Source organism: Nostoc sp. NMS4, assembly GCF_017115095.1.
Classification (GTDB): domain Bacteria; phylum Cyanobacteriota; class Cyanobacteriia; order Cyanobacteriales; family Nostocaceae; genus Nostoc.
This window is the reverse complement of the sequence record NZ_JABXKI010000198.1, coordinates 1-22,594: the sequence shown is the minus strand read 5'-3', so window position 1 is coordinate 22,594 and position 22,594 is coordinate 1. Positions and strand designations below refer to the sequence as shown.

Below are 22,594 nucleotides of genomic sequence, written 5' to 3'. Positions count from 1 at the left end.
CATCCTTTTACCTTTTTTATGTACCTGATGCTTATTTCATGTTAGCCCTTGCGTCCTTAACTGCGGCAAAGAAAAATAATCCGGTGAGTGGAATGCTCAATACCAGGATAATTGCCGTGGCTGTGACACCAAAATCTGGCTGTCCGTAACCCAGTTCAAAAATCGAACCGACGGCGGCGATCGCACTTACACAAGAACCACCCAGAAATAAGCTGCTTTTTGGAGTTAAATACACTATTGCCCCCCTATGCTATTGGTTTCACCGCTTGATACGAGAAGCCATTCTTAGATAGCTCCTGGGCTAAAGTCAAGGTGTTTTCTACACGGTCTACAAATACCACGCCGTTAAGGTGATCCATCTCGTGCTGAATGCAGCGTCCTAAGAGGTCATTAGCTTTTAATATCCGGGGACGACCGTACTCGTCTTTGTAGGCGATTTCCACGACTTCGGGGCGCTTCACGTCTAGGAATACATTGGGAATACTCAAGCATCCTTCTTGGGCAACAGAGGTGTCGCGGCTGACTTGTTTAATGGTGGGGTTAATCAACACCAAAGGCTGATTAGCTGCGTTCTCTGGTTCCAAGTCGATGACAATTAGTTGTTTGTGAATTCCTACTTGGGGCGCAGCCAAACCAATGCCATCTTTGCTGTACATAGTTTGCAGCATTTCGCGCACTATTTGGCGAAGTTCGTCATCAACTTTAGAAACCCGTTTTGTAGCTTGACGCAGCACGCGATCGCCTAAATAATGAAGCTCCAAAGGTGGATTTTTTAACTTTTTTTTCTCGACAGCAATTTCAGAGGGCATGAGTCTCGATGGCTAGATGGTGAAAATTCCTACTGTTTTTATTCTATCAATCTCAGTTAGAGGATGTTTAAAAAGTCTTGGAGTATACCAAAAACCCAGATGTTATTCCTCTCTTTGCTTGCCTAACCACATGTTGGCGCTAAGGGGGAGAGGTTGTGAAACCCTTATTTCTTGTAAATAAGGCTTGCTATGAGGGTTAGGTGTCCGAGGTTATATTGTTAGCAATAATACTTTTTAAACATCCCCTTAGACGTAGCACCAATCTCCAAAATAATTCTTGTGAAGTCACGTTGTAACATACTTGGAGTGATAATTTGATCGAGGCTGACATCATTAAACAGTACTTTTAATGTTTCTGAGACTTACCGAATATGAAACATTGATGGAAACCGATGTTTAACAATATTTTCTCGCATCCTCACCACATTCATTGACTAAATATAATAAACACTTAAAACGAAGACCAACTATCTGTTCATAGAGAGGGTTCAATTTACATAAAGGTGGAATCTGAAGCAGAGTCCGACCGAAAACTTTAACAGTTCTTTCAAAAGGGCAATTGGAAGGAATTATTTTGCACAATAGTCTAGCCAGATTAGAATTATGTATTTCTACGGACTCAAGCTGATAGCGAATCTGGTTTAACAAGCTATTGTCTAAATTGGCTTTATTTAAGAAGTTCATGATTTAACTTTCCTTCAATCAATCTGTTTCTCCTATCAAATTACTACTATTCTCAGAGAAAAACATAGTATAATTACCAAACTATTTTTCCACTTTTTGAAGTCAAGTTTAAAGAACAGTAAAATTGCTTAGGAGTCAGAATAGCAAGCCATGCGCTATCTGCTTTTCGGTCATAATTCATTCTGACTCCTGACTCCTGACTCCTGAATTCTGTTTGATAAAAGCTGATGTATTGGCAAAGTTTGCACCATTGACTATAAATAGTGGTGTTATTGACGCAAAGATGCAAAAGCAAACTTAGTGCTTTGGCGTTAAGTGCAAATTTTGAGGTGATGTGTGTTTAAATCTTTCACGAAACTTGACTATCTGCTGAAAGAAACTTTCCTCGGTTTATTGCGGGGAGGTTGGATGAATTGGGCTGCTGTAAGTACTGTGACGGTGTTACTGTTTTTATTCGGCTTGAGTCTGCAAACCTCTTGGCAAGTCGAAAAGCTCCTCTATCAGTTTGGTAGCCAGCTAGAAGTATCAGTTTATCTCGAACCAGATACGCAAATCGAAAGTATTGAGCCACTAATCGCTAAAATGCCAGAGGTAGCGGCAATAAAAACCATTACCAAAGAAGAAGCTTGGACTAAGTTAGTTAAGGAAATGAGAATTTCTGATATTGAGGGTGCTACCCAGCAGCTAGGTGAGAATCCTCTGGTTGATGAGATGAAGGTGAAAGCACGTAATTCTCAAGTTGTACCAACCTTAGCAACCCAGTTGGCTAAATTGCGAGGAGTTGAGACGGTGCAGTATGTCGATGAAGCAGTCAAACGCATTGCCCAGTTACATCGAGGTCTGAACTGGATTACTTTTACAATTACAATTATTTTGACTTTAACAGCGATCGCAGTCACTACCACCACAATTAGGCTGATTGTCATGGCGCGTCGCCAGGAAATTGAAATTATGCAACTAGTGGGAGCAACTTCTGTTTGGATTTACCTCCCATTTATTTTACAAGGAATTGCCTTTGGTTTGGTTGGTGGTGCGATCGCTTGGAGTTTCATTTCTGTGATTCAACAGTTTCTCGGTAAGTTGCTAGTCAATCAACCTGAGTTTATCCAAGTCATCACCAACAGAGTGCAACTCACTCCAGCAGAAATTTTATTATTGCCTCTGATTCTTTTGGGTTTCGGTGCAGCTGTAGGATTAATGGGGAGCTTATTTGCTGTCCGACGTTTTGCTAAAGGATAGTCAATGACAAATGACAAAATCAGTATGAAATCACAATGGGAATGTTTTTTGCAGAATCTCGGTGTTTGGGAAGGTTCATTTACTAATTTTTCTCCCCAAGGAACACTTTTGAATGATACTCCTAGTCGTCTTTCCCTAGAACATTTGAATAATAGCCAGAAAGTGCGCCTAACTCTGAGCCGCTCTGAACAAGACATAATCAGAGACTTTAATACTGTGGGAGGGGGTCTGCTGTTTTTTGAAAATGGTTCGTTTTCCGAAGGTTTAATTCAGTTAGGGCCATTTTCCGAATTTGGTGGAGAACTCGCTTTGGTTCATGAAAATCGCCGCTTGCGTCTGGTGCAACTATTTGATAATACTGGTCAACTAAAGGAATTAATCTTAATTCGAGAACATCTCGCTGGAACTCCAGCAACAGAACGTCCAACTTTGCAGATAAATGATTTGTTGGGAGAATGGCAAGGTCAAGCAGTAACAATATATCCAGATTGGCGATCGCCTGATACTTACTCTACAACTTTCAAATTGCAACTTGATGATGCTGGGCGATTAATTCAAAGTACCTCTTTTGGCGATCGCACAATTACCTCAACTGCTACTATCAAAGATCACATTATTCTCTTTGACCAAGATCCCCAAAAGCAGGTACAAGTATTACTATTACCAGATGGCGCTTCTGCAACATCACCTCTCAAGGTGCAGTTACGCCAACCATTTTTTATAGAAGCGGGTTGGTTAATCCAGCCAAACCTGCGCCAACGGATGATTCGCAGCTATAACGATAAAGGCGAATGGGTTAGTTTGACATTAGTTACTGAAGAAAGAAAGCTTTGAGATCGTGTCCGCTTGATTACTTGTCAAATATTTAACTCTTGCCAAAATGTGGGTAATGATAAAACTTTATTTATGTATATTCAAATAGCTGTAGTTGCGATCGCAGTCATCTTAATAGCTGGAGAAAATCTAGAGGCCGTTGCAGACTCGCAATCTTCTACTGAAGATAGCACTAGTAGTATTGTAACCACAAAACCTAGATTACAGATAGAAGGAGGGTATGCCAAATATGGTGATTATATCGGATTAACTCCCGTAGATAACCAGTCTGTGGAGTTTTCTCAGAGAATTGTTAAAGATATCCAGATTCGTTTTGTTAATAATAAAGATCAATTACTTGATGAGAAAGGTCAGCCAATCAAAGGGCGTACTCAGAAAGCTTTTATCATTGGTCTGCTGAAACTCAAACCTGGTGAGGTATTTCGTGAAGATTTACTAAAAGCAGACTTGCAACGATTGCGGAGATTAGAGTCATTTAATGAAGTCAATGTTTATCGCCAAGAAGATAACGAGAGCGTTAATCTCATCTATGAAATCAAAGAGCGTAACTTCCCTTCTCTAATTTTAGGAGGCGGTAGTAATGAAGATGTTGGATTATTCGGTCGGGTGGGTTATAAAGATGAAAATATTAGCGGTCTTAACGATAAATTAAATACAACTGTGCAAATTAGCGGTAAAGATGTCCAGTTTAATGGTCAGTTTACCAGTCCTTATCGTCCTGAAGAACCAAACCGCTTAGGCTACACCATCAAAGCTTTTCGTAATCGTAATATATCGGGAACCTTCAATGACGATATCAGATTGTCTACCGGTGACAAAGTACGCGAGGGCAGGTTTGGCGGTTCTGTGGGAGTTTTAAAATCTTTTGATGAGTGGGATGCAGGTATAAGTTTGAATTATACGAGAATTAGCCTGCGCGATCGCGACTATAAAGTTGCACAGGTGGATAGTTTAGGCAGTCCTTTATCTGTAAGCGGTACTGGTATTGATGACTTATTTACAGTATTATTTTCTGTATCCAAAGATCAACGCGATCGCCGAGAAAATCCCACTCAAGGATCGATTCTCACTCTCAGCACAGAACAAGCGATTCCTATTGGACTGGGTAATATTTCTAGCAATCGCCTAAAGGGTGATTATATTCAGTATTTACCAGTCAGTTGGATCGGCAATGGTAGACTAACTGACAATCCAGAAATGTTGGCGATTAATTTCCAAATTGGTACGATTCTTGGGGACTTTCCACCGGCTGATGCTTTTAATATTGGTGGATTGGATTCTGTCAGGGGTTACGGTTATGGCAAAGTCGCCAGTGGTCGGAGTTATGGTTTAGCTTCTGTGGAATACCGGTTCCCAATTTTTCAGTCAATCGGAGGAGTTGTTTTTACTGACTTCGCCTCAGATTTCGGGTCTAGCAAAACCGTGCTAGGAGAACCAGGAGTGCTAAGAGATAAACCTGGAAGTGGCTTTGGTTACGGCTTAGGATTGCGCTTTAAGTCATCCTTTGGGCTAATTCGAGGTGACTTAGGAATTAGCGACCAAGGAGAACTTAGATTTGAAGTTACCACAGGTCAGCGATTTTAAAAGGTTGCACAAATGCTTAAAACACACTCAGGCTATTTCATTCTAAAAAGTTGCTTGAGTGTGTCTAGTCCAAAAGGATATAATTAAGACATTGGAGATTACTTGCACATTTGTAACGTGCGGCGATCGCTAGCAGCGATGGAATTTAAGCGATAAAAGTCTTGCAGAGCCAGAGAGTAAGCATAAGAATTTGACTCATCATCACTAACCTGGGGCAGTCTACTGCTTGTAGCTACCTGATTCGATTGTTCAGAACTGGCTTCATTTGACGAAGTATTAACCGTCATTGCCAACTCTCCTGATGGGTTGATTGTACCCTGAAAACAATTCAACTCTGATTGGGGCATATACAACGCACCCCTTACCTTGTCCTGCTGCTTTTGAAATATGATATAACCTTGACCAAGCTGGTTGGCTTGTTGGGATTGACCATAGAGATAAATCCCATCTTTTAAAGGAAACTTTGCTTTTGGTAAAACTCCTGCGCTTTTTGTAGTTCCCCCATCGCCTGGAACCAGCGCTGTGATTATAGGTACTGTTCTTCCGTCTCCAGAAGCCGCATTAAGTTGACTTCTCTGCTCTCGAACTTTTCTCAGCTGCGACAAAAGAGAGTTTTCGGAGGTTTTATGAATCTGAGCCGATGATAATCGAGAATCTGTAAATGATATTACTTGAGTCTGCTTGGCTATAAAGCCCAAACCGAGAAGTAAGCCTAAGCCCGCGAGGGGAATTCCCCACTTCCGGGGAGATAATAACTGATGAAGGTTGTTAAGCACCCTACTTCTCCTGTTAAAAAACTAACTAAGTTCTCTAGAACTTACTTAAATCATAGCCAAGTCTTAATTGTCAAAGACTTTATTCACGACTTATATTACTATTGTCCAAAAAAGAAAACTGTTAAAAACAAAAGTTTTTATTGGATTTCGTTCTACAATCTTAGATTACCATCAGTTAGAGTCTTTATAACAGAAGGCAGAAGGCAGGGGGCAGGATAGCGCAGCGTTAGCGAGTCCGCGAGCGTCGGCAGGAGTCAGAAGGCAGGAGTAACCCACCTTTAAAAGCATGAGATTAAAGTAAGAAGAATTGTATCTCGCTACACTTTACTCAATACAATTCTTGTTTTAAAACTGTATTTTATACCCAGAATTAAAGTTTTACTATCATGTCCGGCTGATAGTTCTAATTCCCAAATCGACGCAGAAAGCCCAAAAAACACCTGCCTGGTTGTTGAGCATAGTCGAAACACTGCCCCTGCGTCTATCAAGAAACTTGTATATCTTGTAGCTTTGCCACCATTTCTGCACGCGCCGAAACCTTCAACTTCCGAAACATCCTCTTTAAAGCTTGTTTGACGGAATTTTGCGTAATCCAAAGTTTTTCTCCAATTTCCGCATTCGTTAACCCCTGCGCCACCAAATCGGCAATTTCTAACTCACGCGCTGTTAAAGGACTAACTAAAAGGGAATTGGATATTTTGGGTTTTGTCCGTAGGGTTGCCATTTTTGATGACAAATGAATACATAAAGCGCTCAAGTCAGCTAAATCGTTGCCATTAAAGGCAGGATTTCCCTTGTCACGTGCCAAGTTAAGGGTTCCGACAAGACGACCATCACAAACAATTGGCCCAGTCATTACGTGTTCGTGATCGGAACGCGAACAAAAATGCTTCCAGTCTGCTGGCGATAATAATAACTGTTCGTGGGCGGGAGCATGACGCTCAACCACGTAGCGCCCCACTGGATTGCTTTCTAAGCATACAGCCGGAATGCCTGAAAAATCAATCTCAGTGGTTGGTTGCTCATCAAGGAGATAAATACCCCAATTTTGCACGCCAAAATGCTCGCTAATTTTATCCGTGAGAGCGAGTCTCAACTCTTGCTCATTCTGGACATTAGCGATCGCATGAAATACAGCGTGTAGAGAATTAGCCATAAGTGTACCCAGTTGGGGACTATCCAAGCCTCAACAATTACTTCTATGCTAATACCAACGAAACTAAAACGCTAATTAACAGTAGCGACTAGGAGAAGCACATGACAGTTACACAACTCTCTGCTCAGGAACTTTTCCGGGCTGCTTATGAAAACCGCTATACTTGGGACAAGAATTTCCCCGGTTATACCGCAAATATTACCTTTAAGCATGATGATAAAGTGTTTACAGGCAAAGTTATCATCACTGCCAATCTGAAAGCCGAAGTTTTGGATGTAGATGACGAGCCAGCCCAGAAAGCAATTCATGGTCAAGCCTGGGAGATAGCAATTCACCGCGTCCGCCGCAGCTTTGAAGACACCCACAGCGCCAATACGTTTAGCTATGGCAAAACTGACGAAACTGGAGCGGTTGAGCTTTTAATGGGTGGTAAGGCTGAGGGCGATAAATACAAAGTCCGCAATAATGAAGTCTGTCATGTTCACCGTTTAATTCACGGTACTTTTGTTACTATTGACACCTTCAGCAGTCACGACACTGGCGAAGGCTACTTGTCTCACCGCTATGACTCTGTTTACCATGACCCCAAAACTGGGGAACAAAAGGGCGGTAGAAGCGAATTTATCGATGAGTATGAAAAAGTTGGTGACTATTTCATCTTAAATCGTCGGCAGATTCGCACCGAGACAGCAGGACAATTTTCTACTCAGGAATTTATCTTCTCTGACATTAAATTGTTGGAACCTGTTGCTGCTTAAGCTGGATTCTGTAATCTAAAAATTAGCGTAGGCGTAGCCCGCCACAAGCATCGCTCTTTTAACTAAAGAGCGATCGCTTTTATTTTTTGGACATTCTTTGGGTCGTAGACATCGCTCAATCACGTTAAGATACTTAATTAACGTGAGTTCGACAGACCTCTCCCTCCCAGCCTCCCTCTCCTAAAAGGCGTTCGCGTAGCGTCTCCTTCAGGAGAGGGAGGAGTAACGATAAAAGAAAAGTTTTTGCTCCCCTCTCCTCGTAGGAGAGGGGCTGGGGGAGAGGTCAAAATAGCACCCGTCGAACTCACGTTTAATTAGGTGTTCTCAATCAAGCGATAATCTACTTATGAGTCAACTTGAAAACATTCAAGCTGAGTACGAAAAGTTTCCTGAAATATTTGAGAGTATAATCATTAGCACCGTGAGCGCAGAGGCAATACCCAATGCTAGTTATGCTCCCTTCGTAATGGATGATGCCAAGAATATCTATATTTACGTCAGTGGTCTTTCAACTCATACCAAAAATCTCTATGCCAATCCTCATGTTAGTGTCTTGTTCATCGAGGATGAAGCTAAAAGTCATCTAATTTTTGCCCGTCGTCGTTTGAGTTTTGATTGTACCGCAACTTTGATAGAGCGTGAAACTGACAATTGGAATCAAATTGTTGAGCAATTTCAAGGGCGGTTTGGTGAAATTGTCGAGGTTTTGCGCGGTTTGTCTGACTTTCGGATTTTCCGGCTAACTCCAAGTGAAGGTCGTTTTGTAGTTGGTTTTGGGGCAGCATATCAAATTAGTGGTGATAACCTCCATCAAATTGTTCAAATCACAGGAGATACCGACAAAAAGCAAGGGTAATAGCGATCGCTATTTTTTAGCTGGTTGGGATTATACCATTTTGGATTTTAGATTTTGGCTACGCTCAGTCAAAAGATTTTGGATTGGGAATCGCCTTCTCTGTCTGGGTTTTATTAATCCATCTGTCGTAATCATTTATCAAATTGGTATTAGACGGTATTTGTCTGCTAAACAAGCGGTCTAAAATTTCTGATTTCTGTTCCGAACTGAAGTTGTCATAAAAATTTTCCAGCTTCTCAACTAGTCCGAAACTTCTGAAAACCTCTAAATTAGAATCTGCTTTTTCAGTTAGAGATTTTTGTCTATTCTGGGAATAAGTAAGTATGTCTACTGTCTGATTATTCTTTCGATGCACAAGCTGCATCAATAAATCCATTGCAACAGTTGGCAGAACTTGATAGGTATAATTCACAAAAAAATCAAAAGTCATATTTCCTAGACGGATGCGATCGCCATCTTTGAGTTTGATCGGCCCAACAGCGCGATTACCATTCACAAATGAGCCATTAGTACTTTTGAAATCAATTAAATAAAAGCCTTGCTTGTCAATATGCTGAATAGCGGCGTGGCGACGAGACAAATGATTGTCAGCAATGCAAATACCACTGGTGCGATTACGACCTATCGTCCATATCTGTTGTGGCTGTCGTAAACTTTGAGTCTGATTGTCGCCCAAGTTAGTCATCAAATAAACAGTAGCATTATCCACTACACCATGTACGTAACCCCCCTTGACTCTCCTCAACGACGGTTGAGATAAGTTTTCTAGCTGAAGAATTTCATCTAGAAGGCTGCTGTGGTGTTCATACAACTTGAGGAATACTTGATATAAAGTTAATCGCCGTTCTATTTCCGTTTTTGCAAAGTCAGTCATTATACGTAAACCTTGTACTACCTGATTTCGGTTGTGAATATTCTGCTTCAGCCTAAAATCAGGAATAATTGATTTTTTGCTTTTCGCCGCCATCTAAAAAGTTCAGTGGCTTACTTAGGAGCTTTTACTTGACAATTTTTAGGTGCGAGATTCCCTGTTGTTTATAGCCATAAAAAGGTTGGAAATATCTTTAAAAAATTATTACGATCCTTTCTTATTTATTGTAAATAATCATTTGTTATTTGTAACAGATAAAAATCATAAAGATTTCATAAAGAATTAACAAATATCTACGTATTTTTGCGAGATAGCTGGATATTTCTTAATATTAATAATAGTGATAGCTATCGATAAATCTAAATATTATGTAGCAATCCTAAATGAGTTCTGAAAATCGAGAGACTCAGATCCCCGACAACTTTTACGAAGTCGGGGATCTTATTGTTCACAAATGATTTAGGACTGCTATATCTGTTTGCTCAATTATGAATAAATCTAAGTTTATATCGGCAAGAATCAGGCAAGAGAACCTAGAATCTAATATAGGAATTCGGATAAAACTACGGCGACAAGAGAGGCTATTACCGATGAATTGGGAAACCCTGTCCGTCTATTAGGTTGAGGTAGTTCACACTTTAAAATTACAACAAACCGCGTTTCCCATTGGGGCGCACGGTCATCCAATTTGTTTTTGCTAATGCTAGCTGCTCATCAGAAATTTTGGCACTGGTGAGATTAGCACCACACAGATTAGCTCCTCGGAGATTAGCATTGCTGAGATAAGCATTGCTGAGGTCTGCGCCTCGCAGGTCTGCTCCTTCTAAATCAGCATGGTTAAAGTATGCTTTGCTCAAATTAGCATCTTTGAGGTTTGCTCGTGTGAGACTGGCTCTGCCAAAGTCACTATTGTGAAGATTAGCTCCCTGGAGATTAGTTTTTTGCAATTGAGCGGAATGAAAATTTGTTTGAGATAAATCAGCACCTTGCAGATTCAGCAAATTTAAATTGTGTAACGCAAAATCCCGTCTTCCCTTCAGATAGGCTGTTAATAGACCTTGGGTATCTAACTTCCGCTCAACTTTAGAATTTTGAGCTTGTGAACCATTACTGTTGTTAGCTAAAGTCGTTGATTTGGCTATCCCAGAACCCTGTTGCGATCCTGCGGCTTCGGCTGCTTTGGCTCGTCTAGCACGAATTGCAGCCGCTACCTGTGCCACTCCCGCACTAGTAACAGAGGTAGAAGGGTTATTAGATAAAACCGCAGAATTGTCCAGGTGGTTATGTGTTCGCTCTTTAGATCCATGATCGGATTTAATCAGCAAACCCTTTGCTAAACTATCTAAGTATGGTTCAATTTCCAATGCTCTGAGAACTTCTGTGGCTGACTGATAGCGATTACGTACAGACACCTCTAACATTTTTCGCAATACATTGCTTAAGTGGTCACTCACTTGCACAAGCTGCTCCCACATCATCTCGCCAGTGTTGGGATTGTAATCTAAATCTTTAGGAGTTTTGCTAGTCAGTAAATAAATGCATGTCACCCCCAGTGCATAAATATCACTGGCGTAGACTGGACGCATAGCCATTTGCTCTGGAGGTGCAAAACCAGGAGTACCAATAGCATACGCAGTTAATGCTGTCTGTCCTGATGGACCTGTGGCACTTTGGCTAATTTGGTTTTTGACAGCACCAAAGTCGATGAGTACCATTCTGGCATCTTGAGTACGGCGAATTAAGTTGGCTGGCTTAATATCACGGTGAATCACCTTTTGCTCGTGGATGTATTGCAACAGTGGCAAAGTCTCGCTCAAAAATTGCTTGACCCCAGTTTCGCTCAAGATGCCGTTAAGTTTGACTTCCTCTTGCAAGGTATCACCACTGATGTATTCTTGAACTAAGTAGAATTGCTCATGATCTTCAAAATAGTCCAACAATCTTGGTACTTGGGGATGATTGCCAATCTTACCTAGAGTTTTGGCTTCTCGCTCAAAGAGTTCTCTAGCCATCTGTAAAACGTGTGGGGCGCTTCCTGATGGGCGTAATTGTTTGATTACGCAACTCGGTTCTCCTGGTAAGCCTTGATCGTTGGCTAGGAAGGTTGCTCCAAAGCCACCTTGACCTAATGGTTTGATCACCTGATAGCGATCGCGCAACAGTAGTTGCGAGCCACAAGACTGACACCTTTGGCTATATACCAAATTTTCTGGATTGGAACAGGTAGGATTTAAGCAGTAGCTCATGCACTCTCAACTCGCTGCACGAATAATTACGGGGAGTCTTATACTCTCTTTCAATTATTTAGACATTAATCAACTCTTGCCAGGTAATTTTTGCTGGAAATCCTTTGAAGAGTTCCTAAAGTTTAACTGACATTACCTAAAGCGATCGCTAAATAAATTATTTATTATACTTAAATTTTCCAAATACTGCTTATGCTACTTTATACCAATTCCGAATTCCTAATGACGTTCTCTTAAAGCTGGTGACGTGCATCGTGCTAGTATCCCATTGAGAAAGTCAGCTTTAACTAGTTCCGTAGGTTTAAGTCCCCTGCCTAATTCGTGCAGCACGTTTTGTGTCGGGGTCTAAATCCCCAGACGCGACGCTCGATGACTCGCTAACGCTGCGCTATCGCGGACTCGCTAACGCTTCGCTAATACAAAACGTAATTACGAATTACGAATTACGAATTACGAATTACGAATTATTTTAATCTGGTTTTTTGCACAACAAACGTGGTATTTAAGAGAATTGGAGGGCAGTGCCCAACGCCAGTTACTATATTTGGAGAGACTCCAAGACCGCACTGGCTACCCTACAGCGATTTTCTGTAGGATTTTGGATGCCCAAATTTGGAGGCAATTTAGAATCATCTCCATTAATCGTTAAGAGATTATTAGCTGGCTTTCATGTTCACACTAATCAGCTGTTCAATAAGTGCAAAAACATCACTGCGGCTGAGTTTCTCTTTACCATTAGCAAGAGCGTCAAGAGTGCCGTTTGCCAAGGTAAAGGGGATTTGACAAAAATCTAAGGCGGGCCCAGTAGGAAGGTCTTTGATATAAGCTTCTGCCAGGGCTAGATTGCGTCGGGCATACTCTTGCATATTTTCTGCACTCCAACCTTCTGGGAAGAATTCTACTCCACGCCCCAAATCTTCAGTATGGTTACGCAGGATATTAACTGCTTGTAAACCTCGACCAAAACCAATAGCCTGGGTACGGTTGGTTTGTGTTCCATCATACCAAGTCCACAAGTCTGAAAGTAACAATCCCACTGCACCTGCAACTCCAAAGGTATAACGATCTAAATCAGATTCTGTGTAAATTTTCCAGTTTTTTTCTGCCCAATAAGCCATCCGGTCTGCCATTGCAGCAGTGGCATCCCAAATTCGAGGTGCAATGGTGTCTGGTGCTAGCAGTGACCATTCTCTAATCCTCAAAGTGACTTCTTCTAATGAATTCTCATACCCACTAAATCCTGCAAAGAAAGCATCTACCGCGAAGCCGTCAACTCCTGCCTGTAATGTCAGGCTAATCGTTCTTAACAGCTTTGCTTTAGTAGCATTATCTAGTTCGGGATGATCTTCAATTTCATCAATGGCACGCATACACAAATATGCTGATGCTACTGCTTCTTGCAATCCTGGCGGTAAAACACTAATTGGGATATAAAAAGTTCGGCTAGTTTCTTTGAGGATTTGCAATGCATCTCTACGTAAATTCATGTTTTCACTCCCCACTTGATTTTTGCACCACATGAAGTTTGCAGTTTTTTGATGATACTGGATATAGTTTTGACTAAACCTTAAAAACTATAGACTATAAGATACGCTGGTATTTCATCTAAAAATTGATAGTTTTTGGTGTTGCAATTAACAAAACTCTGAAATTGATCAAAGTCTAGTCTAGTATAGAGGTTTTTGGTTGCAAAAGTGTTTGAGGTGTCGTTTGATATAGCTTTCATAAAGTTTTAGTATAGATATAAAGAATTATGGTAATATTTGGTTGGATATGACGAAATTTTTGTATAAGCAAACATCCATTTTCGGGATTTGAAAGTGCTTGAAGTCTGCGTTAATCTGACTAACAAAGTGTAGTTATTGTATAGATAAAGACAATAGAGGAAAAGCTGACAACGGATAACAGCATTTGTACGCACCTTTAGATGCATACAATGGTTTACCGAGAAGTTAGGGTCAGTTAAATTGGACGACATATAAGGCTGCAATGCCTGAGTTGGGTTATGCCTAATTGATTAGAGTGAGAACGGTTTTGCTGTTCAAAGTGACATAAAATGACCAAAACCCAGAACACAAAGTTCCCGTATATTTACGAGATTGACAATCAAAAAGTTAGCTGTTTGCCCACTACCACAATATTTGTGAATATTGTGGTAGTGGGTTGGTTCCCCGACTTGAGCGAACTGGCGTTGTGTTAGCGCCGAGAGTAGGGAAGCATTTACACGGATTTGGTGTGTTACGACGTTCCGTCTAACACACCCTACAATACCTAATTTTTTTCAGAAATCACATCGGATTTCTGTAGTCCATATTATGTTTACACACAAACAAACCGAACAGTCTGTAAAAACTCAAAAAAATATCAACCTATTCCTAATTATTCAATTTCCTGAATGCCTTGTTGATACTGTAAATATTTTTTCTGGAATTCCTCTGGAATAGGAAGAAGACGATTATTTTGTAAACTGACAAAAGCACCCTTCTGGATAGCGACTGCTGCTAACTCATTGTTAGATAAAATTTCAGCTTGCACAGTCCATTTTAAGCGTCCTAAACTACTCAACCATAAACGTCCAATCACCCGATCAATAATCTTTATGGGACGTTTATATTCAATTTCAGTTCCGGCTAGAATCGGTGTATATCCTTGCTCAATTTGTTGGTTGAGTTGCCAATGTTCATCTAAAAACTTTAAGCGTAAATCCTCTAGCCATCTGATATAGACAATATTACTGACAATTCCCATAAAATCAATGTCGTATGTTTTTACAGGAATTGTTAATACTACTTCTAATGGTCTGTGTGAGTTTTTATCTACTAGCATTATTTACCTTGATATTTTTTAATACTGCTCGGTCTGTCAAATTAAAGGTAAGTTTGCAAATATTGATTCAGGTGATTAATTACCCTATGGATATGAATTGAATCTCCATAAAGCTTGCTCATCATTATGCCTCCTTCCAGCGTTGCGATTATGATGGTAGCGATTTCATCAGCACTCACTTCTGGGCGAATTTCACCCTTTTCAATTCCGGTTTCAATAATTCGATGAATTAGATGTAGCCAAGAGTTCATCGCCTCTTGAGCGCGTTCTCGCAAGGCTGGATGAGCATCATCACTTTCTACAGCAGTATTCAGCAGTGGACAGCCCCCCTTGATAGGTGGATTTTCTGCAAAGCTACTAAATATCTCAATGATTGCTTGCAGCCGTTCTACTGTATGGCGTTTGCTTCGTAATACAAATCTAGTATGCTGTTTGATGCGAGCGATCGCAAAATCAAAAGCCTGTAGCGCGAGATCGTCTTTGCTTTGGAAGTGATTGTAAATTCCTCCTTTTTGCAATCCAGTAACACGCATGATGTCTGACATCGACGAACCTGCATACCCCTGTTGGTTAAACAGTTCGGCTGCTTGGTGGAGAATTCTGGTTTTTGTTTCTTCGCCTTTAGACATTACAGCGATTTTTAGAGTAGGGAGTTTATTTAATAGAAAATTGCTGTGAATAAAATATTACCGACCGAATGGTTTGATTGAAATTAGCATGATAGTTGCTTGCAAGTCAAGCGTTTTTCAGCCCTAAGTAATGAACCAGGCATTGGCTATTCCCCTTATCTCCCCAGTCCCCAGCCACCAGTCCATGCATCGTAATCTTGGGGATTAGCTAGAGTTTTAGACAATTAAGCGATATACAAAGCGAATACGCTGGACGTTTAATCATGTTTGCGAGTAAAATACGGTAAGTGCATCGCCTTACGTGCTTTTATATGTAAAACCGCAGAAAGCCCAGTTAGAAGTTGAGTTTAGCAGATCGACTGACCAATGAGCAGTTATCAAAGTCTGTTTGAGCTAAATGTCAGTTGTCATGCTTACAAAAACTTTCAGAGAGGTTTTAAGTTGTCCAGGAATCCTTGAAAAACTCAATAACTTGTCATAACTAGCTCTGTCTACCACTGGGCTATATGTTTGGCTGAGTTGTTTTCTCTAGCAGTCAAGCTTTATTGTTGAAACCCCCAAAGAGTATGCACTATTTATTACTACCGTTCTTAAGCTTTTTTGTTGGTATCATCGTTGGTTTGACAGGAATTGGTGGAGCCTCTCTAATTACGCCAATGTTGATTTTTGTTTTTCAGGTTCCGCCTTCTATCGCTGTGAGTTCTGATGTTGTGGCTGCCACCTTGATGAAAATTGTTGGTAGCGTCAAGCATTGGGAACAGAAAACCCTGGACACAGAAGTTGTCAAATGGCTGGCCTTCGGGAGTGTTCCCGGCTCACTCTTCGGAGTGGGGATTTTGCACTTCATTAAACGTACAGGTGAGTATAACCTGGATAACATTTTGCTCCGTTTGCTGGGCGGGATGATTTTGTTAGTCACAGTGTTAGCACTAGTGCAATTGTTGTTATTGACTTTTTTCCCCAAATTTAATTTACCCGAATTGCCAAAGTTAGACTTAGAAACTAACTTTGGCCGATTTATGACAATTACTTTGGGAGCAATTTTAGGCTGTTTGGTTGGTCTAACTAGCGTTTCTTCAGGTTCAATGTTTGCCCTAGTGCTGATTGGGTTTTTCCGACTTGATGCACGGAAGTTAGTGGGTACAGATATTTCACACGCCGCAATTTTACTGCTGTTTACAGCCCTTGGTCATCTGAGCTTGGGAACAGTTGATTGGAGTTTGGTACTACCTATATGGCTAGGCTCTGTACCTGGGGTGTTACTAGGCGCTAAAATCTGCCAGATAGCTCCGCAACGCCCGTTACGGTTTATCATTTATGCCATTTTGATGATGGTAAGTTGGAAATTAGTTCATCAGGTGTAACCAATTTGAGATTTTCAATTCCAGTGGTAAGCTGTCGCGCATTTAATTTGCACAACTAGGGCGGGCAAGATGCCCACCCCACAAGAGATTCATTTTTTTGAGGATGCAAATTAAAAGATTTTTAGCTTATTAGAGTGAATGTACCTCGCTCATACATAATGAATAGACCCAAGCCAATTAACACAAAAGGTACAACAGCGTTACCGTAGCGACTTAAAATATTAGCAATGGTAGGTTGACGGCTGATAAAATAAGCGATCGCACACCAAATCCCTACCATGATAAAAAATATACTTAGAATTACTCCCAAGCTGGCAAGATTGTGACCTGCGAACAAAGGGATATATATACTAATATTGTCACCCCCATTAGCGATCGTTACTGCTGCAACTTTATAGGTTTGGGGATGCAAAATACTCAAAATAAAAGACAATACGGGATTAGTCGGTGTGGACTGGTTAAAATCATTGCTGACTGTCTGAACTGTTATAGTGTCTTCTTCTTTGTATACTAAGTGGTGAATACCAATTGCTATTGGTAGCAATCCTAACAATCCTATCCATTCTCGCTGTACAACTAATCCACCAAAAAATCCTGGTAAGCTAGCGATGATAATAGCTGTAAAACCCAGATATTGACCGAGTAAAATATGCCGCCGTCTAAAATTACCATCTACCTGTGAAAAAAATATTAACAAGATAATGATGTCATCAATGTTGGTGGCGATGAAGGCAATTATCCCTTCACTGAAGGCTGTCCCTAGCTGACTCATGCTGGATTTTTAGAATCTAAGATTTACCACCATACCAAATTCACTAATTCGTAATTATTGGCGAAATACTCGCACGTCATTATCAATCACGAATTATTTTAACTTTCTGGCACAACTTAGATTTAAAATAACACAGTAATTATTACTGACTCCTGAATTCTTCTTGATCTTAAAATATGAACGAGTTAGTTACTGCAATTACTACAGGGGCGATCGCGTTCATTGCCACTAACATTGATGATATTGTCATTCTATTATTGTTTTTTTCTCAAATAAATACTAACTTTCGTCCCAGGCATATAGTTGCTGGTCAGTTTCTAGGTTTTACGGTTCTGTTAATCCTTAGTCTTTCTGGTTTATTTGGGGGATTAGTTTTATCAAAAAATTGGATTGGATTACTTGGTTTACTACCAATATCCATAGGTATCAGTAGCTTAGTGAATTGGGATAAAGATTCATCAAAAGAAGTTGTACTGGAAACAGAAGAAGCTGAAGCATCAATAATTACTAGCTTTTTTTCTCCCCAATCTTATAGTGTGGCAGCCGTTACCATTGCCAATGGTAGTGATAATATTAGTGTCTATATACCTTTATTTGCTAGCTGCAACTTAGAAGATTTTGTGGTAATTATAGGAATATTTTTTCTATTGTTAGGACTTTGGTGCTACGCTGCATACAAATTAACTAACAACAGAGTCATCGCTGATGTATTGACTCGCTACGTTAATAATCTTGTGCCTTTTGTTCTGATCGGATTAGGCGTTTTTATTGTATTAAAAAGTGAAGCTTTAAGTCCAATCAAGCTAGCTGCTAGTAGTATCTGTTTGATGATTTTGGTGAAAAATGATGAAAGTACCGATGAAATTGGCGAAAATTCTAGTAGATAACCAAGTCAATTGCGAATTGGTTTAATTTTGCATTGTCTTTATAAAGGTAACAAAAGAACAGCCATACTATGACCAGTACATTCCCTATCTCCAAAACGATTCTTACAATTGCTGACCTGAAAAATCGGTTTGCGCTCCATCCTAACGCTGATCTTGAGTTCTTTCCAGAATGGTGCCGAGATTTGCCTGAGTTAACTTCCTCAGAAATAAAGGTTTTAGATCGCTTACAGCAACGATTTTCGATTCATCGAGAACGTGGCACAATCTCAGAAGGGGCTGTGGATAAGCTCTTGCTCTCACCCCTGCTGGATTTGGTTGGCTTTTACGAACCAGACTTCAGCATTCAAACAGAAGAATCAGTTCAGTATGCGCTGGAAGGGGATGATGAAATTTTGCGGGGACGGATTGACACTCTGATTATTCAAGACCTGTTCTGGGTGCTGGTGGTGGAAGCAAAACGCACGATTATGGTTTCCCTGGCAGTGCCGCAAGCGTTGGCATATATGATGTGCAATCCTAACCCGACGCGACCGGTGTACGGCATGGTCAGCAATGGAGATGAGTTTATTTTTCTCAAGGTGAATGCCATGCCACAACCGGAATATGGTTCTTCCAAGCTTTACTCTTTGTTTTTCCCGTTGGGCAATCGAGACTTGCACGAAGTATTTCGAGTTCTCAAGCAAGTCAAGGATTTGACCGCAACCAGTTAGAGAGGCGACAAAAAATTCCGTCTAGCCATCATTTTTTTCGCCCATTGTCGGCTTAATCGGTAGTTGATTAGTTTTCTTGATATGCAGAATCAAACTTTACTCAACCACTCATTCTCTTCTGGGTCTTTGAATAGTGAGGTGCTGAGGTAGCGTTCGCCGAAGCTAGGCTGAATCATCACGATGAGGCGACCTGCATTTTCTGGTCGTTGTGCCACTTGAATAGCCGCGTATAAAGCAGCGCCAGTCGAAATCCCTGATAGTAATCCTTCTTCTTTTGCGAGGCGGCGACTGTAAGCGATCGCTTGCTCATCCGCTACCTGGATCACTTCATCTACCAGATCGGGACGGTAAATTGCTGGGATAAATCCCGCGCCAATACCCTGGATTTTGTGAGGCCCTGATTTACCACCTGTTAATACCGGACTGTTGCTTGGTTCAACTGCGATCGCTTGAAAACTCGGCTTCCGTTTTTTAATAACTTCTGAAACTCCCGTAATCGTCCCACCAGTACCCACTCCCGCCACCAGAATACCTACCTCTCCATCAGTATCATTCCAAATTTCTTCGGCTGTGGTTTCGGCGTGAACTTTTGGGTTGGCAGGGTTGCGGAACTGCTGCAACATATAAGCATTGGGCGTTTTAGAGACAATTTCCTCTGCATGAGCGATCGCTCCTCGCATCCCTTCTACCCCTGGCGTTAACTCTAGTTGAGCGCCATAAGCTTTGAGCATGGATCGTCTTTCGTGGCTCATTGTGTCAGGCATCGTTAGAATGAGATGGTAGCCCTTGGCGGCTGCCACCATCGCTAGCGCAATTCCTGTATTTCCAGAAGTCGGCTCTACTAAAACCGTTTTCCCTGGGTGAATCAAACCTGCTTCTTCTGCCGCTTCCACCATACTCGCGCCAATCCGGTCTTTCACAGAAGATGCTGGATTCATGCTTTCTAGCTTCACCACAATCCGAGCAACCGCTCCTGAAGCTTGGGGAATCTTGTTTAACTGAACTAAAGGAGTTCGTCCGATTAACTCTGTGATATCTTTCGCTATCCGCATGTAAATACTCCGTCGTGTCTAAATATAATACATTGGACTGTCCTGGGCGCGAGTTTCTCTTTCTTCGCACAAGTCTTGGAGTGTATAACGACCCAAAACTTCAATTGAGGCAGCGTTAGCTTTCTCCCAAACTTCATAAACCAGAGTCTTTTCTAGAGTCGGAGAGTTAGAGGTATCTTTCTCTTTCCGCTCGCCTTCTACCAAAGTGACAATTTCAAGTATTGTAATCTGCCAAGGTTCACGAACTAAAACGAAACCTCCTTTAGAGCCGCGTTGACTCTGCACCACACCAGCACGCCGGAGGTTGGTCAAAATTTGTTCCAGATAGCGCTCAGGTATGGGTTGCTTGGCAACGATCTCGCTCATGGTTAGAGGAAGTTTTTTTCCGTGGTGGTTTGCCAGTTCTAAGAGTGCCAGCAGCGCGTATTCCACTTTGGAAGACAGATCCAAGAGAGCGTAGTTTTGGCTATTCAAGACTGTACTCAATATACTACGGTGAATTGGGGGACTTATCGCAGTTTATGCGAAATTAATTTTTTCCAACAGTGGAATGTGATAGCATCCCACTTATTACCCACAAAAACACTATACTCTATCGACTTACCGTAGATTGCTATCTGAGAAAATTTCCATGAATCACTGGATTTTTTGTGGGAATTATCCTGAGTTTCTGTTTTCAGAGCCTCACTTACCAACGAAAATTTCAACAGAGTATGCTAATAACTGATTTGCGAACCATTTTTGAGCGTGACCCAGCAGCGCGTAACTGGCTAGAAGTATTGTTCTGTTACCCTGGGCTTCAGGCGCTAATATTTCATCGATTGGCACACTGGCTGTATAAAATTGGAATTCCCTTTATACCAAGATTCATCTCTCATCTTAGTAGGTTTTTCACCGGAATTGAAATTCATCCTGGGGCATTAATTGGTCAGGGAGTGTTTATAGATCATGGGATGGGAGTAGTGATTGGTGAGACTGCGATCGTCGGGGACTATGCCCTGATTTATCAAGGTGTCACCCTTGGCGGCACTGGGAAAGAAAGCGGCAAACGCCATCCCACTTTAGGCTCTCATGTAGTTGTAGGAGCGGGTGCGAAAGTATTGGGAAATATTCAAATTGGCGATCGCGTCCGTATTGGAGCAGGTTCAGTGGTGCTACGAGATGTCCCCAGTAACACTACTGTAGTTGGGATTCCTGGGCGCGTAACTCGTCAAAACAACTTAAATAGTAATGCTCTGGATCATGATAAAGTACGCGACGTAGAAGCTGAAGTAATTCGCGCTTTATTTGAACGTGTCAAGTCTCTAGAGAAACAGTTCGAGCAGTTGGAACAATCAAGTTTCTCTGCAACTGAACTTGGCGACGAACCAACCGACAAACCTAAGAGCAATAATTCTGATGGGATGATTGAAGATTTTCTTGATGGTGCGGGAATTTAGCTTAGGAACATGGATTAAATAAGATGCAAAACTTTATCCTTTCTCTAGCTTCCCTCTCCTTTATAAGGAGAGGGATTGAGGGTGAGGTAAACAAGGGATATAAATTGTATGTTATTTAATTCTCATTCCTTAGGGCATTGGGCATTGGGCATTATTATTCTTCACTTGCTCCCCGGTCACTGAGTTTACGGTGAGTGTAGTCGAAGTGCTGCCCCTCTGCCCCATACTTCCGTTTTTAAAATACCCAGATGTTCTTAGAACCTGATATAAATAGAATACTACGGTTAGTTTATCGGAGAATAGTTTTATATTATATGGTGTCTTTGTACACAAGTTTATCTAGCTCAAGCAGTAATAATACGAAGCAATTTTTTGCGCGTAGGTCATTTCTGCCAGAGCATCATAACGGCCTTTGGAAGATTGAAACGGGTTTTGTTAGGACTTTTAGCTATCTGGAAGATGGTACAACTGTCGCTCTGGGATTGTGGGGACCTGGAGATGTCGTGGGTAGGATTTTGTCAAAATTAGAACCTTATCAGATGGAATGCCTAACTAAAGTTGAGGCGACAGTTTTACCTCTAGAGGAGTGGACTGAACTAACAGAAACTCTACTTGCCCATATTCAACAGGCTCAAGAATTGATGATTATTCGTAGCCATAAAAAAGTGGATACTATGCTCATCAAGTTGTTGGCATGGTTATCTAAAAAGTTTGGTTCGGAAGTTGAGAAGGGACGTTTAATAGATATGCGTCTGACTCATGAAGACCTGGCGGAAATGCTTGGTTCAACTCGTGTGACTATCACTCGTGTTCTTGGACAGTTTGAGCAAGAAGGCTTGATCGATCGTCTCTCCTTACATCGAATTGTGTTGCGAGAAGAAGAAATTTGGTACTACGAAATTTAGATTGTTTTAGCAAAATCAGCCATCACCAAGTTATGAATCAGAATAAAAATTGGTTGCTCTGTCCTGAAATTACGAATTACGTTAGTGTCTCGTAGAGAAGTTGTAGCGAGTCTTCTCCCAAAGGGAGATGTACTTGCGTTCGAGCGTCATTACGAATTACGTTAGCGTAGCGGTAGCGAGTCCGCGAGCGTCATTAC

The 22,594-nt window shown here is 41.2% G+C and carries 24 protein-coding genes; 11 read left to right on the top strand and 13 right to left on the bottom strand.

The window, feature by feature from the left end:
* Positions 1–31 precede the first annotated feature (31 nt).
* The 3 genes from HWQ37_RS16955 to HWQ37_RS16945 form a co-directional block, all read right to left on the bottom strand.
* Positions 32–235: a hypothetical protein gene (locus HWQ37_RS16955; RefSeq protein WP_289798204.1), complete on the bottom strand. Its 204-nt coding sequence runs from the start codon at positions 233–235 to the stop codon at positions 32–34.
* 10 nt (positions 236–245) lie between these two features.
* Positions 246–809 carry a peptide deformylase gene (def, locus tag HWQ37_RS16950; protein ID WP_292748889.1) on the bottom strand — a complete coding sequence of 188 codons (564 nt, stop codon included), beginning with the start codon at positions 807–809 and terminating at the stop codon, positions 246–248.
* A 396-nt stretch (positions 810–1,205) separates the two neighbouring features.
* Complete coding sequence (locus tag HWQ37_RS16945; protein WP_292748887.1) at positions 1,206–1,493, bottom strand: Mo-dependent nitrogenase C-terminal domain-containing protein; 288 nt, start codon at positions 1,491–1,493, stop codon at positions 1,206–1,208.
* A 336-nt stretch (positions 1,494–1,829) separates the two neighbouring features.
* Here HWQ37_RS16945 and HWQ37_RS16940 point away from each other — a divergent pair, with 336 nt between their 5' ends.
* From HWQ37_RS16940 to HWQ37_RS16930, 3 genes are all read left to right on the top strand, one after another.
* Entirely contained in the window at positions 1,830–2,732 is a 903-nt protein-coding gene (locus tag HWQ37_RS16940; RefSeq protein ID WP_292748885.1) for a cell division protein FtsX, read from the top strand.
* Between the two features lie 24 nt (positions 2,733–2,756).
* The gene (locus tag HWQ37_RS16935) at positions 2,757–3,566 is read left to right on the top strand and encodes a DUF3598 family protein (protein ID WP_292748882.1); all 810 of its coding nucleotides are present in this window, start codon (positions 2,757–2,759) and stop codon (positions 3,564–3,566) included.
* A 72-nt stretch (positions 3,567–3,638) separates the two neighbouring features.
* Positions 3,639–5,150: a BamA/TamA family outer membrane protein gene (locus HWQ37_RS16930; RefSeq protein ID WP_292748880.1), complete on the top strand. Its 1,512-nt coding sequence runs from the start codon at positions 3,639–3,641 to the stop codon at positions 5,148–5,150.
* 98 nt (positions 5,151–5,248) lie between these two features.
* On the opposite strand, the gene HWQ37_RS16925 is transcribed toward HWQ37_RS16930, so the two are convergent.
* Both HWQ37_RS16925 and HWQ37_RS16920 read right to left on the bottom strand, forming a co-directional pair.
* Positions 5,249–5,926: a hypothetical protein gene (locus HWQ37_RS16925; protein WP_292748878.1), complete on the bottom strand. Its 678-nt coding sequence runs from the start codon at positions 5,924–5,926 to the stop codon at positions 5,249–5,251.
* Positions 5,927–6,410: 484 nt separating this feature from the next.
* Positions 6,411–7,082, bottom strand: coding sequence for a LuxR C-terminal-related transcriptional regulator (locus HWQ37_RS16920; RefSeq protein ID WP_292748876.1), 672 nt, complete (start codon positions 7,080–7,082; stop codon positions 6,411–6,413).
* Between the two features lie 101 nt (positions 7,083–7,183).
* Here HWQ37_RS16920 and HWQ37_RS16915 point away from each other — a divergent pair, with 101 nt between their 5' ends.
* Both HWQ37_RS16915 and HWQ37_RS16910 read left to right on the top strand, forming a co-directional pair.
* On the top strand, positions 7,184–7,840 hold the full coding sequence (locus HWQ37_RS16915) for a DUF3386 domain-containing protein (protein WP_292748874.1): 657 nt from the start codon (positions 7,184–7,186) through the stop codon (positions 7,838–7,840).
* Positions 7,841–8,186: 346 nt separating this feature from the next.
* Complete coding sequence (locus tag HWQ37_RS16910; protein WP_292748872.1) at positions 8,187–8,696, top strand: HugZ family pyridoxamine 5'-phosphate oxidase; 510 nt, start codon at positions 8,187–8,189, stop codon at positions 8,694–8,696.
* 64 nt (positions 8,697–8,760) lie between these two features.
* On the opposite strand, the gene HWQ37_RS16905 is transcribed toward HWQ37_RS16910, so the two are convergent.
* The 3 genes from HWQ37_RS16905 to HWQ37_RS16895 form a co-directional block, all read right to left on the bottom strand.
* On the bottom strand, positions 8,761–9,570 hold the full coding sequence (locus HWQ37_RS16905; protein ID WP_292748899.1) for an FHA domain-containing protein: 810 nt from the start codon (positions 9,568–9,570) through the stop codon (positions 8,761–8,763).
* A 641-nt stretch (positions 9,571–10,211) separates the two neighbouring features.
* Positions 10,212–11,813, bottom strand: a complete 1,602-nt coding sequence (locus HWQ37_RS16900; RefSeq protein ID WP_292748870.1) for a serine/threonine-protein kinase — start codon at positions 11,811–11,813, stop codon at positions 10,212–10,214.
* 656 nt (positions 11,814–12,469) lie between these two features.
* A complete protein-coding gene (locus tag HWQ37_RS16895; protein WP_292748868.1) occupies positions 12,470–13,300 on the bottom strand; it encodes a phytoene/squalene synthase family protein in 831 nt (276 codons plus the stop codon).
* Positions 13,301–13,869: 569 nt separating this feature from the next.
* Here HWQ37_RS16895 and HWQ37_RS16890 point away from each other — a divergent pair.
* On the top strand, positions 13,870–14,013 hold the full coding sequence (locus tag HWQ37_RS16890) for a hypothetical protein (RefSeq protein WP_292748866.1): 144 nt from the start codon (positions 13,870–13,872) through the stop codon (positions 14,011–14,013).
* A 179-nt stretch (positions 14,014–14,192) separates the two neighbouring features.
* Here HWQ37_RS16890 and HWQ37_RS16885 read toward each other — a convergent pair whose 3' ends face one another.
* Both HWQ37_RS16885 and HWQ37_RS16880 read right to left on the bottom strand, forming a co-directional pair.
* Positions 14,193–14,639 carry an acyl-CoA thioesterase gene (locus HWQ37_RS16885; protein ID WP_292748863.1) on the bottom strand — a complete coding sequence of 149 codons (447 nt, stop codon included), beginning with the start codon at positions 14,637–14,639 and terminating at the stop codon, positions 14,193–14,195.
* A gap of 41 nt (positions 14,640–14,680) precedes the next feature.
* Positions 14,681–15,268: a TetR/AcrR family transcriptional regulator gene (locus HWQ37_RS16880; protein WP_292748861.1), complete on the bottom strand. Its 588-nt coding sequence runs from the start codon at positions 15,266–15,268 to the stop codon at positions 14,681–14,683.
* Between the two features lie 566 nt (positions 15,269–15,834).
* Here HWQ37_RS16880 and HWQ37_RS16875 point away from each other — a divergent pair.
* Positions 15,835–16,632, top strand: coding sequence for a sulfite exporter TauE/SafE family protein (locus HWQ37_RS16875; protein WP_292748859.1), 798 nt, complete (start codon positions 15,835–15,837; stop codon positions 16,630–16,632).
* A 121-nt stretch (positions 16,633–16,753) separates the two neighbouring features.
* On the opposite strand, the gene HWQ37_RS16870 is transcribed toward HWQ37_RS16875, so the two are convergent.
* Positions 16,754–17,404: a cadmium resistance transporter gene (locus HWQ37_RS16870; protein WP_292748857.1), complete on the bottom strand. Its 651-nt coding sequence runs from the start codon at positions 17,402–17,404 to the stop codon at positions 16,754–16,756.
* Between the two features lie 176 nt (positions 17,405–17,580).
* Between HWQ37_RS16870 and HWQ37_RS16865 the strand changes: the two genes are divergently transcribed.
* Together HWQ37_RS16865 and HWQ37_RS16860 are read left to right on the top strand one after the other, a co-directional pair.
* On the top strand, positions 17,581–18,291 hold the full coding sequence (locus HWQ37_RS16865) for a cadmium resistance transporter (RefSeq protein ID WP_292748855.1): 711 nt from the start codon (positions 17,581–17,583) through the stop codon (positions 18,289–18,291).
* A 68-nt stretch (positions 18,292–18,359) separates the two neighbouring features.
* On the top strand, positions 18,360–19,001 hold the full coding sequence (locus HWQ37_RS16860) for a type I restriction endonuclease subunit R (protein ID WP_292748853.1): 642 nt from the start codon (positions 18,360–18,362) through the stop codon (positions 18,999–19,001).
* 89 nt (positions 19,002–19,090) lie between these two features.
* Here HWQ37_RS16860 and cysK read toward each other — a convergent pair whose 3' ends face one another.
* Complete coding sequence (gene cysK, locus HWQ37_RS16855) at positions 19,091–20,053, bottom strand: cysteine synthase A (RefSeq protein WP_292748851.1); 963 nt, start codon at positions 20,051–20,053, stop codon at positions 19,091–19,093.
* An 18-nt stretch (positions 20,054–20,071) separates the two neighbouring features.
* Positions 20,072–20,554: an RrF2 family transcriptional regulator gene (locus tag HWQ37_RS16850; RefSeq protein ID WP_292748897.1), complete on the bottom strand. Its 483-nt coding sequence runs from the start codon at positions 20,552–20,554 to the stop codon at positions 20,072–20,074.
* Between the two features lie 212 nt (positions 20,555–20,766).
* Between HWQ37_RS16850 and cysE the strand changes: the two genes are divergently transcribed.
* Together cysE and HWQ37_RS16840 are read left to right on the top strand one after the other, a co-directional pair.
* The gene (gene cysE, locus HWQ37_RS16845; RefSeq protein WP_292748849.1) at positions 20,767–21,492 is read left to right on the top strand and encodes a serine O-acetyltransferase; all 726 of its coding nucleotides are present in this window, start codon (positions 20,767–20,769) and stop codon (positions 21,490–21,492) included.
* A 314-nt stretch (positions 21,493–21,806) separates the two neighbouring features.
* Positions 21,807–22,397, top strand: a complete 591-nt coding sequence (locus HWQ37_RS16840) for a Crp/Fnr family transcriptional regulator (protein WP_292748847.1) — start codon at positions 21,807–21,809, stop codon at positions 22,395–22,397.
* Positions 22,398–22,594: the final 197 nt, after the last annotated feature.